The 15,224-nt window shown below is 43.2% G+C and carries 12 protein-coding genes; 9 read left to right on the forward strand and 3 right to left on the reverse strand.

Annotated features, from left to right (window positions below; genetic code table 11):
• Positions 1–27: 27 nt before the first annotated feature.
• Positions 28–444, reverse strand: coding sequence for a ribonuclease P protein component (gene rnpA, locus IF202_RS06015; protein WP_328797214.1), 417 nt, complete (start codon positions 442–444; stop codon positions 28–30).
• Positions 432–566, reverse strand: a complete 135-nt coding sequence (gene rpmH, locus IF202_RS06020; RefSeq protein WP_084035504.1) for a 50S ribosomal protein L34 — start codon at positions 564–566, stop codon at positions 432–434. Before rpmH ends, rnpA begins: the two co-directional genes overlap by 13 nt.
• A gap of 512 nt (positions 567–1,078) precedes the next feature.
• Between rpmH and dnaA the strand changes: the two genes are divergently transcribed.
• From dnaA to gyrB, 4 genes are all read left to right on the forward strand, one after another.
• Entirely contained in the window at positions 1,079–2,641 is a 1,563-nt protein-coding gene (dnaA, locus tag IF202_RS06025; protein ID WP_191593988.1) for a chromosomal replication initiator protein DnaA, read from the forward strand.
• Between the two features lie 32 nt (positions 2,642–2,673).
• Positions 2,674–3,771, forward strand: a complete 1,098-nt coding sequence (gene dnaN, locus IF202_RS06030) for a DNA polymerase III subunit beta (protein ID WP_191593989.1) — start codon at positions 2,674–2,676, stop codon at positions 3,769–3,771.
• Between the two features lie 86 nt (positions 3,772–3,857).
• Positions 3,858–4,964 carry a DNA replication/repair protein RecF gene (gene recF / locus IF202_RS06035; RefSeq protein ID WP_191593990.1) on the forward strand — a complete coding sequence of 369 codons (1,107 nt, stop codon included), beginning with the start codon at positions 3,858–3,860 and terminating at the stop codon, positions 4,962–4,964.
• Positions 4,965–7,388: a DNA topoisomerase (ATP-hydrolyzing) subunit B gene (gyrB, locus tag IF202_RS06040; RefSeq protein WP_191593991.1), complete on the forward strand. Its 2,424-nt coding sequence runs from the start codon at positions 4,965–4,967 to the stop codon at positions 7,386–7,388.
• Positions 7,389–7,471: 83 nt separating this feature from the next.
• Here gyrB and IF202_RS06045 read toward each other — a convergent pair whose 3' ends face one another.
• Positions 7,472–8,248: a GntR family transcriptional regulator gene (locus tag IF202_RS06045; RefSeq protein WP_191593992.1), complete on the reverse strand. Its 777-nt coding sequence runs from the start codon at positions 8,246–8,248 to the stop codon at positions 7,472–7,474.
• 199 nt (positions 8,249–8,447) lie between these two features.
• Between IF202_RS06045 and IF202_RS06050 the strand changes: the two genes are divergently transcribed.
• Genes IF202_RS06050 through IF202_RS06070 form a run of 5 tightly spaced genes read left to right on the forward strand, consistent with a single transcriptional unit; the run spans position 8,448 to position 15,192 of the window.
• On the forward strand, positions 8,448–9,698 hold the full coding sequence (locus IF202_RS06050; protein WP_191593993.1) for a M20 family metallopeptidase: 1,251 nt from the start codon (positions 8,448–8,450) through the stop codon (positions 9,696–9,698).
• A gap of 49 nt (positions 9,699–9,747) precedes the next feature.
• Positions 9,748–11,310, forward strand: coding sequence for an ABC transporter substrate-binding protein (locus IF202_RS06055; protein ID WP_191593994.1), 1,563 nt, complete (start codon positions 9,748–9,750; stop codon positions 11,308–11,310).
• A 60-nt stretch (positions 11,311–11,370) separates the two neighbouring features.
• Positions 11,371–12,318 (forward strand): ABC transporter permease, encoded by a 948-nt coding sequence (locus tag IF202_RS06060; protein WP_191593995.1) that lies wholly within the window; start codon positions 11,371–11,373, stop codon positions 12,316–12,318.
• Entirely contained in the window at positions 12,318–13,157 is an 840-nt protein-coding gene (locus tag IF202_RS06065; RefSeq protein ID WP_191593996.1) for an ABC transporter permease, read from the forward strand. Before IF202_RS06060 ends, IF202_RS06065 begins: the two co-directional genes overlap by 1 nt.
• A 4-nt stretch (positions 13,158–13,161) precedes the next feature.
• Complete coding sequence (locus tag IF202_RS06070; protein ID WP_191593997.1) at positions 13,162–15,192, forward strand: dipeptide ABC transporter ATP-binding protein; 2,031 nt, start codon at positions 13,162–13,164, stop codon at positions 15,190–15,192.
• Positions 15,193–15,224: the final 32 nt, after the last annotated feature.

Genomic DNA, 15,224 nt, shown 5'->3' on the forward strand with positions numbered 1-15,224 from the left:
GCCTTTGGCAGTTTTTTCAGCCTATTTTTACTTAGAGTGGACGCGTTTTTTACTTTGAGAGGGTTTTAATGCTTTTTTTGCCAACTGATCCCATGCTTTATCGATGCGATCGTGCAAAATTTCATTATTTAGCTCTTTAATGCCTTGTCGTGCCAAAAAGACAATATCAAGACCAGCAAGCGTTATTTTGTGGTGGCGAAAAGAATCACGTACTAAACGTTTAATACGATTCCTGCCTACAGCATGTTTATCCGTTTTTTTAGACACAATAAGACCTAACCGAGTTTGGTTATCATCTCTTTTTCGAGCTAATAAAAGGAATTCGCCTGCAAAGACTTTCGTGGAGGTGTCGTTAAAGACAGATTGATAATCCCCGGCATTCAGAAGTCTGACATGCCGAGGAAAACAATAATCATCGGTAATTAGCGTGTTTATGCGCTTAATACCTTACGGCCGCGGGCACGACGACGAGCGACAATTTGACGTCCGCTTTTAGTAGCCATACGAGCACGGAAACCGTGGTTACGTTTGCGTTTTAAAACGCTAGGTTGAAATGTTCTTTTCATTGTTCTTCTCTCACTGAAGCAGTGTTTCAGTTTTGAGGGTTAGCGGTAGCCAAGCCTCTACATTTGATTGTTAAATCAGGGCGCGGATTTTAGTGCCTTTTCTTAGTAAATTCAATGCTTAGCGAGGGTTATTTATTAAATAAATAATCCCACAATCAATTAATCACTTACTCACAGACTTCTACCCTGTGAGTGGATAAAAAAATTTGATAGATAAAAAGATATCCACAAAAAACTATTGTTTGTTTTTATTATGTATAAAAATCAAAAAGATGTATTTCTATTCAGTTGTGAACAAAAGAAAAATAATAAGCGCAAAACTTGTGTATAACCTATCGGTTTATGCACATCAAAATAATTTTGTTAACCGCTGTGTATAAAGTTGGTTGTTATTAACATTTATTAGTTTTCAAGCTGCGTTTTACTTTTATTCTATTTATGTGTGGATAACTTTAGGTGTCCAAGGTAAAATTCGTCTCTTATGTGTCACTCAACCAGGGAGTACGTCTACAGTGTCTTTGGAACATTGGGATCTTTGCCTGCAGCGCTTGCAGGGTGAATTTTCCGCATCTCAATTTAACACTTGGATTCGTCCACTACAGGCTGAAATGTTGCCTGGTGGAGAGTTGCGTCTAAGCGCACCGAACCGATTCGTGTTGGATTGGGTGAGTAACAAATATCAAACGCGCATCCAAGAATTATTGTCTGAGTTTGCTGGTGATGATCTTGCTCCTCCTCTACAACTAGAGGTTAAAGCACAAAACTTCGCACAAGCTAACTCTATTTCTCCGCCTCCTCCGCCTATTCCTAGTGCTCCCGTTTCTAGCCCTCTAAATAATGAAGTGGCAAGAGTTTCTGGTTATCGACCAGGATTCGGAGTAATGGATTATGAAGAAAGTACACCGCATGCAGATCTCGAATTTGAAGCACCGTTAACCTTATCGCCTACTGGTAAAGGATTACGTGGTGAACTTGAGCCAAACGAACAAGGCCAAGGACAGCTACCTTTAGTTGCTCCAAAGCGTAAAGTTCAAGTGGAAGGTGGTATTAATCACGGCGCAAACCTTAATAACTCTTTTACCTTTGATAACTTTGTCGAAGGTAAGTCTAACCAGCTTGCCCATGCCGCGGCGTTACAGATTGCCGAAAATCCTGGTGGTGCTTATAACCCACTCTTTATATACGGCGGTGTTGGCTTAGGTAAAACTCACTTAATGCAAGCCGTTGGTACCGAGTTAATGCGTCGCAACCCGAATGCCAAAGTTGTGTATTTGCACTCGGAACGCTTTGTGGCGGATATGGTAAAAGCCCTACAGCTGAACGCAATCAATGACTTTAAACGTTATTACCGTTCAGTGGATGCTTTGTTAATTGACGATATTCAGTTTTTTGCCGGCAAAGACAGAACACAAGAAGAGTTTTTTCACACCTTTAATGCACTATTAGAAGGTGGCCAACAAATGATTCTAACTTGTGATCGTTATCCAAAAGAGATTCAAGGTTTGGAAGATCGCCTTAAGTCACGTTTTGGTTGGGGCTTAACGGTTGCTGTTGAACCGCCAGAATTAGAAACGCGTGTTGCTATCTTAATGCGTAAAGCAGATGAAAGTGGTCTCAAGTTATCTTATGATTCTGCTTTCTTTATTGCTCAGAAGATACGCTCTAACGTACGAGAGTTAGAAGGAGCACTGAAACGTGTTATTGCGAATTCACATTTTACTGGACGAGCAATTACGCCAGATTTTGTACGTGAATCACTAAAAGACCTTTTAGCCTTGCAAGATAAGTTGGTGAACATTGATAATATCCAGCGCATTGTCGCGGAATATTATAAAATCAAAATCAGTGACTTGCTTTCTAAGCGTCGAAGTCGTTCTGTTGCACGTCCTCGCCAAGTGGCGATGTCATTAGCAAAAGAACTAACGAACCACAGCTTGCCAGAAATTGGTGATGCATTTGGTGGCCGTGATCATACGACAGCGTTACATGCGATTCGTAAGATTAAAGAGCTGCAAGACACGGATTCTGATATCCGTGAAGACTATAAACAATTAATGCGAATTCTGACCACCTGATGGTCTAAGACTTTGAGTTTACGAGGAAAATAATGAAATTTTCAGTCGTCCGCGAGACACTTCTTAAGCCACTACAGTTAGTGGCAGGCGTTGTAGAGCGCAAACAAACAATGCCAGTCTTGGCCAACGTATTGGTAGAAGTTAAAGACCAAATCCTAACCCTTACCGGTTCTGACTTAGAAGTCGAATTGGTAGGACATGTTCCATTGGATGAGTGCGAAGAAGGCCGTATTACCGTGCCTGCACGTAAGCTAATGGATATTTGTAAAAGTTTACCAGACAGCGCTGTTATAGAATTTACGCTTGATGATCAAAAAGCCGTTATTCGTTCTGGTCGTTCACGTTTCAGCTTATCGACTTTACCAGCTGATGAGTTTCCGAATATTCAAGACATGCAAGGTGACCTTAGTGTCTCTATTGCACAAAACAGTGTACGCCGTCTTATCGATCGCACTGGTTTTGCCATGGCAAACCAAGATGTTCGTTATTACTTAAATGGTATGTTGCTTGAAGTTTCAGATGGTCAGTTACGAGTTGTTGCAACTGATGGACACCGTTTGGCGACAGCCGTTGAAGATGCTCAAGTGAGCGGAGATCTAACGCAAGTCATCATGCCTCGTAAAGGTATTTTAGAACTTAACCGCCTTTTGAGCGATACAGATGAAGTTGTTGAACTTATTATAGGTACAAACCATATTCGCGCGAAAGTGGCCGATTATGTGTTTACTTCTAAACTGGTTGACGGGAAATTCCCTGATTACCATCGTGTTATTCCTCGCAATAACGAAAAAATTGTCATTGCAGACCGTTTAGAGTTACGCCAAGTATTCTTGCGTGCCTCTATACTTTCGAATGAAAAATATCGCGGCGTACGCCTTATTTTATCAAATGGTATGTTGCAAGTGTTTGCAAACAACCCAGAACAAGAAGAAGCTGAAGAATCCGTTTTGGTTCAATACCAAGGCGATAACATTGAAGTTGGCTTCAATGTTGGTTATTTGCTGGATGTTCTTGGTGTTGTCGACACTCAAGAAGTTCGTTTATCACTAAACGACTCCAACAGCAGTGCCTTGATAGAAGAAGCTGAAAGTCATGCAGCACAATACGTTGTTATGCCAATGCGTCTCTAATGAGATGATAGCGACATTGCCCACTTGGTATGTGTAACATTCACTACCAAGCGGGCCTTCCCTACCCTGATTAAGGTTTAAGAGCTATGCCGCTGGTGCGTTTGGACATCTCTCATGTTCGCAACCTTTCTAGTGTGCGTTTTGAACCTTCGCCTCAAGTAAATGTTATTGTTGGTAAAAATGGCAGTGGTAAAACCTCCGTACTTGAAGCCATTCATTTATTGTCTTTCGGACGCTCTTTTCGTAGCCATAAACACAAAACCTATATTCAGCATGAAACAGACCATTGTTTGGTGTTTGCCCAACTTGATCAGCCACAAGGCAGTCCAATTCCAGTTGGTTTACAACGTCACCGTGATGGTCAAATAGATGTTCGTATTCAAGGGCAGCGAGCGCAGTCTGTCATTGAGCTTGCGGAACGTCTTCCTGTGCAGCTAATTAATCCCGATGCGTTCCGATTATTAGAGGGTTCACCCAGTATTAGACGTCAATTTATTGACTGGGGAGCCTTTCATTTCGATAAAGACTTCATTCAAGCATGGCGTGGGTGGCAAAAAGCATTAAAACAGCGGAATACCTTGCTTAGACGTGGTAAAATATCCAACAGTTTATTGGCGGCATTTGATCAGGAATTGATCCGACTTGGTGAGCAAGTAAATGTGTCTCGTAAAGCTTATGTTGAAAAGTTGATACCGCATTTCGTGAAGGTACTGTCTTCATTAACCTCGGAATTGTCGGTGGATTTACATTTCTTCCAAGGCTGGGATTCACAGAAAAGCTTACAAATGGCGGTTGAAGCTGGGCGAGACAGAGATATAGAGCTAGGTTACACACATACTGGTCCTCAACGGGCGGATTTACGTGTAAAAACAGCCACTGGAGATGCGTTAGATTCGCTCTCACGTGGTCAACTTAAGCTTGTTGTATCTGCCCTTAAAATAGCTCAAGGACAACTTCTGATCGATATGGGCCGTCCTTTGGTTTTTTTAGTGGATGATTTACCCGCTGAATTAGACGCTAATCACCGACAAAAACTTTGTCAGTTATTAGAGTCATTAAATAGCCAAATTTTTATTACCAGTGTTGAGCCTGATACAACAGATTTTACTTGGGCCGATACAACAGACGTTCGCCAGTTTTCTATGATTAACGGCGAAATGTCTTTATTGAATAATGGTTTTCAGGAGAGTTAAATGAGTGAGAATAATTACGATTCGTCCAGTATCAAAGTACTTAAGGGTCTAGATGCTGTTCGTAAACGTCCAGGCATGTACATCGGTGATACGGATGACGGTACCGGTTTGCATCACATGGTCTTTGAAGTCGTGGATAACTCCATCGATGAAGCCCTTGCTGGCCACTGTGACACTGTCACCGTATTGATTCACCCAGATGAATCTATTTCTGTTTCAGATAACGGCCGTGGTATTCCGGTTGATATTCACGAAGAAGAAGGCATTTCTGCCGCCGAAGTTATCATGACTGTTTTGCATGCTGGCGGTAAGTTCGATGACAACTCATACAAAGTGTCTGGTGGTCTTCATGGCGTGGGTGTTTCTGTTGTAAATGCCTTGTCTGAAGCGCTTACATTGACCATTCGTAAAGAAGGTAAAGTGTACGAGCAACATTACGCACACGGTGTTCCTCAAGCGCCTTTGGCTGTCATTGGTGATTCTGACGGAGCTGGTACAACGGTTCATTTCAAACCATCAGCGGATACGTTTAATAATATCTTATTTGTTTATGACATCTTGGCGAAACGCCTACGTGAATTGTCTTTCTTGAACTCAGGTGTTGCCATTAGATTAAAAGATGAGCGCACGGGTAAAGAAGACTTTTTCAACTACGATGGTGGTTTACGTTCTTTCGTTGAGCATTTGAATACAAACAAAACACCGATCAACGATATTTTCCACTTTATCTGCCAACGTGATGACCTAGAAGATGGCATCGCGGTTGAAGTCGCATTGCAGTGGAACGAAGGCTTCCAAGAAAATATCTACTGTTACACCAATAATATTCCACAACGTGACGGCGGTACTCACTTAGCCGGTTTCCGTGGTGCGTTGACTCGTACGCTAAATAACTTCATCGAAAAAGAAGGCTTAGCCAAAAAGCAAAAAGTCGCAACAACAGGTGATGATAGCCGCGAAGGTCTGACGGCCATTGTTTCTGTGAAAGTACCAGATCCTAAGTTCTCTTCTCAAACCAAAGACAAACTCGTTTCTTCTGAGGTAAAAACGGCAGTAGAACAAGAAATGAGTAAACGCTTTGCTGAATACCTACTTGAGAAACCGGGTGAAGCTAAAATCATCGTGAATAAAATGATTGATGCGGCCCGCGCTCGTGAAGCAGCACGTCGAGCTCGTGATATGACTCGTCGTAAAGGCGCGTTAGACATTGCAGGTCTACCAGGTAAATTGGCCGATTGTCAGGAGAAAGACCCAGCACTTTCTGAAATATACCTAGTGGAAGGGGACTCTGCTGGCGGTTCAGCCAAGCAAGGTCGAGATCGTCGTACACAAGCGATTTTGCCGCTTAAAGGTAAAATTCTTAACGTTGAAAAAGCACGTTTTGATAAAATGTTAGCCTCTGTTGAAGTCGGCACACTCATTACCGCACTGGGTTGTGGTATCGGTCGTGATGAGTTCAACGCAGACAAATTACGTTACCACAGCATCGTTATCATGACCGATGCCGATGTGGATGGATCGCACATTCGTACTCTACTTTTGACCTTTTTCTTCCGTCAAATGCCAGAAATTATCGAACGTGGTCATATCTTTATTGCTCAACCGCCTTTGTTCAAAATCAAACGTGGTAAGCAAGAGCAGTACATCAAAGATGAAGCCGCATTGGATCAGCATCTTATTCAAGTTGCACTTGATGGTGCTCATATGCACGTTAATACTGACGCTCCAGGCATTCAAGGTGAGCCTCTAGCGGATCTAATGCGTGACTATATTCGCATTGAAGAAGATATTAATCGTTTATCTCGTGTGTATCCAAAAGATGTAATGACTAAGCTTCTGTACTGTAAAGCACTGACACAAGAAGATTTAGGAAAAGAAGCTGTTGTTGCAGAGTGGATTGAAGCGATTCGTCGCCAAATGCCACAAGATGCACGCACAGGCTTCCGCTTTGACTTCTCTGTAGAGAAAGATGAAGAACGTAATATCTACCTACCAGTCGTTGAAATTATGTCTCACGGCGTGATGAATCGTTACCGTTTTGAAGGTACATTCTTTAACTCGCCTGAGTATAAACGCATTGTTGCTATGGCAGAAATCGTTGCTGAATTATTTGGTGAAGAGTCTTATATCCAACGTGGTGAGCGTCGTCAAGATGTTACAACCATCAGTGATATGAAAACTTGGCTAATGAAAGAAGCTAACCGTGGCATGACAACACAGCGATACAAAGGACTGGGTGAGATGAACCCTGAGCAACTTTGGGAAACCACAATGGACCCTGATGCTCGTCGTATGCTTCGTGTCACGATTGATGACGCAGTAGCGGCTGACCAAATGTTCACAACCTTGATGGGTGACGAAGTAGAGCCACGTCGTAACTTCATTCAAGACAACGCCTTGAACGTAGCCAACCTAGACGTGTGATCGTATAAGGTTGAGTTATTAAAAAGCCCCGATTTCATAAGAAATCGGGGCTTTTTTGCTTTGTCGTTTTTTAAATGAGTTTGTTATCGAACTTCGTTTATATAGTGATAATTATCAGACAAGGCACGGTGGCTGGCAGTCAGTAACGCTTGGTTTTTGCTGTCAAAGCAAATGTCGTCTATAACCAATACCGCTGTAGGGTTATCTCTTACGCTTAGATTCAAAAGATCCATATCTTCAGCACTGGCTATATCCGCTCTTAATGTTTCTCGTACTGCACTAATACGTAAACCATATTCATCGCGTAAATTATTTAATAGCAGTGCTGGGACACTATCTGGTGTGCTTGGAAAATCTGGAACAAGGTATTCGGGGATGGCTATATGGTCAATCATAACAGGCGAGTTGTTGTGTAGTCGCACCCGAACCAACGAAATAACATTGCTTGTCTCATCGAGACGCAAGTAACGTTTTTCGTCTTCTGTTGCTGGCCGTATTTCTACAGATTTAGTAATCGTTTGCGTGTTGATTAGCTCATTTTTGGTATTATGCAGACGGTAGTATTTATAAAATCGATCAAGTGTATGGTGTGGTGTACGACCTGTAACAACAGTACCTATGCGAGGTTTTCGTAAAAGTACACCTTGCTTAGTTAGGATCTGTAAAGCCTGACGTGCCGTTCCATAGGACACACCAAATTGACGTGCCAGCTCGGTTTCTGCTGGAAGAATATGCCCCTCAGACCATGTACCATCTAAAATAAGATGCATCACCTGATCCTTCACCTGTTCATATAATGGTGTCGCAGATGATGTCCGTCCAATACTGCCTCTCATCTTGAGATCTATCTTTGATTTCATCTGTTTTAAATACCTTTTTAATCATATATATTTTTATTCTATACATGTATTAGATCAAATTTATTATGTTTTTAATAGGTTCATTTTTTAAAAATTTAACCCTTATTAATCAATAGGATAAATTATAATTAGTATGTATACCTGTACCCTTTAAAAAATAAAACTTGCAAAAAAAAGGATATTTCATTCTTATATAGTAATGATTAAATCAAATATAAACGTAAATGTTGATGAAGACGCATTACTTAACATGCTTAGTGAGCTTGTTGCTTTAGATAGCTGTTTTCCTCCTGGGTCGAGTTATCCAGAAATGGCGACTTTGCTTGAAAAGATGACAATGAAATTTGGCGGAACTCGCGTTCGAGTTGATGTACCTGAAGCATTATGGAAAGTACAGGGTACCCATGGCGCACGAACGAATTTAATTGTGCGCCCTGACTTAGCACCAGTTGGTTCGCCTGAAGTTACTATTTATTTTCACGTCGACACGGCACCTGTAGGTGATGGTTGGACGCGCCCTGCTTTTCAAATGACCTGTGAAGACAGCAAAGTCTATGCTCGCGGGGCTGCTGATATGAAAGGAGCGATTGCGGCCGCTTTGGCTGGACTTGAGGCATTACGTTCAGCAGGTCACACATTTTCATTTCAACCTGTGCTGGCATTTTGTACGGATGAAGAAGGTGGTGTTTATCCTGGTATCCGTTACCTAGCCGAACAAAACCTTGTGAGCGACACCATTATCAATTTAAACGGTTCTGCCACGCCACGTATTTGGGCAGGTAGCTTTGGATCGTTGGATTTTTCATTTGAATTTGAAGGAAAAGCTGCTCATTCGGGTCGACCTGAATTAGGTGTTAATGCCATAGAACAGGCATTGCCTGTATTGAATGCCTTAACGACACTAAAAATGGAAGTCGAAAAACGTACTTCGGCTATGCCGCCTCCTCCAACAGCAACTGGACCTTTACATGCCCTGCTCAATATCACCGCCATACACGGGGGCGATAAAGGCTCTGCACTTCCTGGTACATGCCGAGTGGTGGTGAATCGTCGTTATGCACCGGAAGAAAATGTCGTAGCTGTACGTTCTGAAATACAAGCGTGTGTAGAGGCTGCAGCAAAGAATTCAGACCTTGTTGGATGGACTGTATCAGAAATAGGCCATTTACCGCCTGTCGAAAACACACAAGGTGTCCTGTCTCCCCGTTGGACCGCAGCAATGTCTGCTGGCTATAACGTGTCATTGGATGAGTTTGTGGCTTTCGGGTCAACAACATCATCAGATTTTGGCTGGATACAGCAAGCTGGCGGAAAGCATCGTGAAATCATGCTGGGAGGTTTATCTCGACCTGACCGTAATGTTCATGCGGCCGATGAATTTACTACAAAAGAAGATCTGCTGGGCTTAGCACGTTCAATCGCACTTTTTTTTAGCGCCAATTTTGATTAAAAATTAATGAAATATGACCAACTTTGTCAAATCAAGGAGTATCAACACTATGAAAACTGAATTGAATAGACGGCAATTACTCAAACTTTGTGCGGCTGGAGCTTCAGTTGCATTAACTTCTGGCCTATCTAGTATCTCTGTTGCGGCAACGAGAGCAGATAACACACTCAGATTAAGTGTAAATATTACGCCGGGTGTTTTGAATCCTATGTTGTCTCGTGCAGCGGCAGAATACATGATGTCTGAAATGCTTTATTCTGGCCTTACGTCACTAGGCACAGATATGACTGCACAACCAGATTTGGCAACAGAATGGTCATCCAATGATGATGTGACACAGTGGCGTTTTACCTTACGCCAAGGTGTGAAATTCTCGAATGGTCAGGAATTGACGTCAAAAGACGTGGTTGCCTCACTTCGAAAACTACTCGATCCAGAAACAGGTGCACCGGGCCGACGTAACCTTGGTCCAATCAAAATGGTCGAGGCTGATGGTGATTACACAGTTGTTGTAACAACCGAAACGCCGTTTGCAGATTTACCTGTTGCTTTGACTTATCCAACAGCCAAAGTGGTTCCTGCCGACATTATTGCAACGAATTTCGACAGTCTTGCACAAGTTCCTGTGGGTTCTGGTCCATTTAGATTACAAGAATTCCGAGTGGATGAAGTTGCTGTTTTGGTGAAGAATCCTGAGTATTTTGTTGCAGGCTTACCTTATCTTAATCAAATCGAAATTAAGACTTTTCCTGATGCAGCAGGCTCTACTGCGGCATTATTGGCGGGTGAAATCGACATGATTCATGACGTACAACCTACCGACTTTGCACGAATTGATCAAGCTTCTGGAGTGAGTGGACTACGCACACCATCAGGTCGCTTCCTCGATGTTGTCATGGACACAACCGTTGCACCTTTCGACAATATTTTAGTACGCCAAGCCTTGTCTTACTGTGTTGATCGCGAAGCCATGATTGAATTGGTTGCTGACGGCTACGGAACGCCGGGTAACGATACTCCAATTAATGCGGCTTACCATTATTACGCCGATGCACCGCATAAATCTTATGATCCGAAAAAAGCGAAAACCTTATTAGCTGAAGCTGGATATCCAAACGGATTGGATCTTGAACTGATCGCATCTGTGAAACCAGGTTACCGTTCTACGATGGCAGTTGTGCTTCGTGAAATGGCGAAAGCGGGTGGCTTTAATATCAGCGTGAAGACCATGGATCACTCGTCTTACCTTGATCAGGTTTGGAAAAAAGGCAAATTCTATGTTGGTTTCTACAACATGATGCCAACGGAAGGTATGTCATTCAATTTGCTGTTTACCTCTGGCGCTTCTTGGAATGAAACGAAATGGAACAATACGACGTTCGATGAATACGTACGTCTTGCAGATGAAACAACAGATTCGGAAAAACGTAAGGAACTTTATGCGAATGCTCAGTCATTGATGCAAAAAGAAGTACCTGCATTGATCCCATGTTTTTTCGATATTCTTGGCGCAAAAGCAGATTATGTAAACGGATATGAACAGCATCCACGCGGCGCTAGTTTTGCGTTCCATAAAATTTGGGTTGGTTCTAATCCTCCTACAAAAAGCTAATCGATCTTTAGAACGAAAAGCTGGTGGCTCTGAAAAAATTAAGGTACAAGGCGTCTGAACATGACTGTTTCTTATGTAATAAAACGACTGATTTATTTGGTTTTTACCGCTTTATTGGTCTCTCTGATTGTGTTCAGCGTCACGCAGCTCTTGCCAGCTAACGCAGCCACAATGATCCTTGGCGAATACGCCACGGATGAAGCGTTGGCGATATTGAACAGCAAACTGGGGTTAGATGATCCCGCTGTTGTTCAATATTTCCGTTGGTTGGGGAATGTAGTACAGGGGGATTTTGGTATCTCACTTCGTACTAGTCAGCCTGTGGGACCGACGATTCTAAATGCGTTTGGAAGATCGGCCATCTTGGCAATCACATCACTTGTGCTGGTTTGTATCATAGCGATTCCGCTTGGGGTTTTAGCGGCGTCTCGTCGTGGTAAACCAACAGACCTTGCTGTTTCCTTGGTGTCTTATATCGGTGTCAGCATGCCTGAGTTTGTGTTGGCAACCTTGTTATTAGTATGGCTAGCAAGCCCTTCGATTGGACTTTTTCCTGCTTCCGGATATGTACCTTTCTCAGAAGATTTCTGGGGTGCATTGCATCATATCGCTCTGCCCGTATTGACCTTGACGATTGTATTAACGGCTCATATTAGTCGAATGATTCGTTCTGAAATGGCAGATACTCTCGAAATGGATTTTATCCGAGCGGGTCGTTTACGCGGATTGTCTAGACGACGAGTTCTGTTTCGTCATGCGCTTCGCAATTCGATGTTGCCAGCGATTACCGTCATTGCGCTGGATGTGGGCTACCTGATCGGCGGCGTCATTGTGGTTGAAGAGGTGTTTGCTTTTCCTGGTATTGGTCGACAATTGATATTAGCCATACAAAATCGAGATTTACCAATGATACAAGCAGGTGCGCTTATCATGGCGGCTTCTTATGCCGTGGCTAACCTACTTGCTGACTTGGCATACGGTGCTCTTGATAAAAGGATTAAATACTAATGCTCTTTTTAATAAAAACGCTGCGCGCGTTAATGCGCAGTCCACAAGGTGCTGTGGGTACTGTACTGGTTTTTTTATTGTTATTGATATCTGTATTCGGTCCGCTTCTCGCACCACAAGATCCTGAAAGCTTTAATTTTGGTTCTCGCTTTGCTCCACCCTCTGCTGAGTTTCTTTTTGGTACCGATTGGTTTGGACGTGATTTGTTCAGCCGAATTTTAGTAGGTGCTCGTTCTACTGTGTTGTTGGCGATATTAGCGACCTTTATAGGGACAGCATCTGGTGCTTTGATTGGTATTTTTTCTGGCTTTGTTGGCGGATGGGTAGATGAACTTATCATGCGAACCATCGATGCCATTATGGCCATCCCCGGCTTATTGCTGGCATTGATGATATTAACCGTACTTGGATCATCAAGTCTGAACGCTGTTATTGCGATTGGTGTGGCATTTGCTCCCGGCATGGCAAGAATTTCACGCTCAACCACATTAGCGGTGCGTGAGCTTGATTATGTGTCTGCGGCTCGTGCTCGTGGGGAAAGTAAGTTGTGGATAATTTTTGCTGAAATTTTGCCGAACATGGTCGCGCCAGTCATCGTCGAAGCAACCATTCGTGTGGCCTTTGCCATCATGACGCTGGCAACTTTGTCTTTCTTAGGTTTAGGCGCTCAACCTCCTTCTCCTGAATGGGGCTTGATGATTGCGGATGCGCGTGAACATATGTTCCGTAGTCCTTGGCCTATTCTTGCTCCCGGTATTTCCATCGCGCTTGTTGCTATTGCATTTAACCTTCTTGGGGATGGTTTACGTGACGTTTTGAATCCCCATTCACAGGAATAAAACTATGACGCAGACAATGGTATTAGACATTAAAGACTACAGTCTGACCTATCAAACGCAGTCAGGCCCGATACGTATTCTTGAAAACATAAACCTTCAAATAGCCAAAGGTGAAGTGTTGGGACTAGTTGGAGAAAGTGGCTCAGCCAAATCCTCTCTTGCCTATTCTGTGATGCGTGACTTACCGGGACAGGTAGAGTTAGAAACAGGGTCTATGTGGTTAAAAGGTGAAGACCTTATGACTATGACTGAAGAAGAACTGATGCATCGCCGTGGAAAACAGATTTCTATGGTTTTCCAAAATGCCGCGACCGCATTAGACCCAACTCAATCTCTGGGTGACCATGTAGTAGAGACGTTACAAGCTCATCAAGCGGCCAGTAAGGAGGACACGCTTAAACGCGTGTACGAGTTATTCGAGCTGGTTGGTTTACCTGATCCTATCTTGATGGCAAATAAATATCCTCATGAAGTCTCTGGTGGTGAAAAACAACGTGTTGTCTTGGCCATGGCTATTTCTTCCAACCCTGATCTTATTTTGTTTGATGAGCCAACGTCTGCGCTAGACGCCACAACAGCAGTCAATATGTTGGATCTGTTTGCTGAAATGCAGAAAAAAATCGGTGTCGCTGGGTTATTTATCAGTCACGATTTAGGGGTTGTTGCTGAAGTCGCAGACCGAGTAGCGGTTATTTATGGCGGCAGAATTGTTGAAGTGGCGACAGTAGACGATTTATTCGCTAATCCAAAGCACCCTTATACTCAATCTTTGTTGGCCAGCCTACCTAGGCCTTCAGATATTAGAAACAAACGAGGTCTTAAGGTCGATGAAGGCACGCCGCCACCACGACGAGGAGAGGTTCCTTCTTGTAATTTTTCTCACCGTTGTTCTAAACACGATCCAGCAATCTGTGACCAATCTCGTGTGTTTTTAGAAGTACAAGGCGATCGTAAATTGGCGTGTGTACGCCCTGATGTTGCTGTTGACGAAACACAGGCAAGTTCATCTGATATTTTACCGGCCACAACAGACGTTGTGTTAGAAGTGAAGAATCTAACTGTTAAGTTAGGCCGAACCTCTCTTCTAGATGAATTACTTAACAAAGAAGCGACTCAGGTTCATGCCGTTAACAACATTGACCTTAAAATTCATCGCGGTGAAACGGTTAGTTTGGTTGGCGAAAGTGGGTGCGGTAAATCCAGTCTAGCCCGAGCACTGGTTGGACTAAATTCATTCGAGGGTGAATTACGCTTGAATGGACGTGATATCAAAGCCTTAGATGAGGCTTATCGTGCCGATGTTCAGATTATTTTCCAGAATCCTGATAGTTCATTGAACCCTAGACACACGCTAGAAACTATTTTGTCACGAGCAATCAAGCTTTACCGCCCTGACATTGCCACTGACGAACGCAGTGAAGCCATTCAAAAATTGTTTGAACAAGTTCGTTTGCCTGCTCACTACCGCAATCGCTACCCACACCAATTATCTGGTGGTGAGAAGCAACGAGTTGCTATAGCACGGGCCATTGCCGCAGATCCTAAAGTCATTATTTGTGATGAAATCACCTCTGGCCTTGATGCGGCTGTACAGGCCGCGATCGTCGCGTTATTACGTAAAATTCAACAAGATACCGGTGTGGCGCTATTGTTCATTACCCATGATCTTGCAATTTTACGACATATTGCCCACCGTACGGCGGTTATGTATTTGGGCGAAATAATAGAAACACGTTCAATCTCTGGACTCGATCACGCGCCTTACCACCCTTATACAGAAGCGCTTTTGTCTTCTGCAAGCAGCCCCGATCCAAAAACTGAAACACGCCAAGTACGACTCAAAGGCAGTTTGCCTGTGCGGACGTCCTTGTTAACTGGGTGCGGTTTTGAAAGCCGTTGTCCTAGACGTATTGGTGATATTTGCCATGAACAGCCTGCTCCAATGAAAGAGGTTGTTGAATCATCCCACGTTTTGAAATGTCATCATGAAATTGTTGACCTTGAACACATTGAGCCTGTTTGGAAGTTCACATGACACCGTGCAAAAGGCTCGATCTTAATATTACT

This window comes from Marinomonas colpomeniae (genome assembly GCF_014803385.1).
In the GTDB taxonomy this organism is placed as follows: Bacteria; Pseudomonadota; Gammaproteobacteria; order Pseudomonadales; family Marinomonadaceae; genus Marinomonas; species Marinomonas colpomeniae.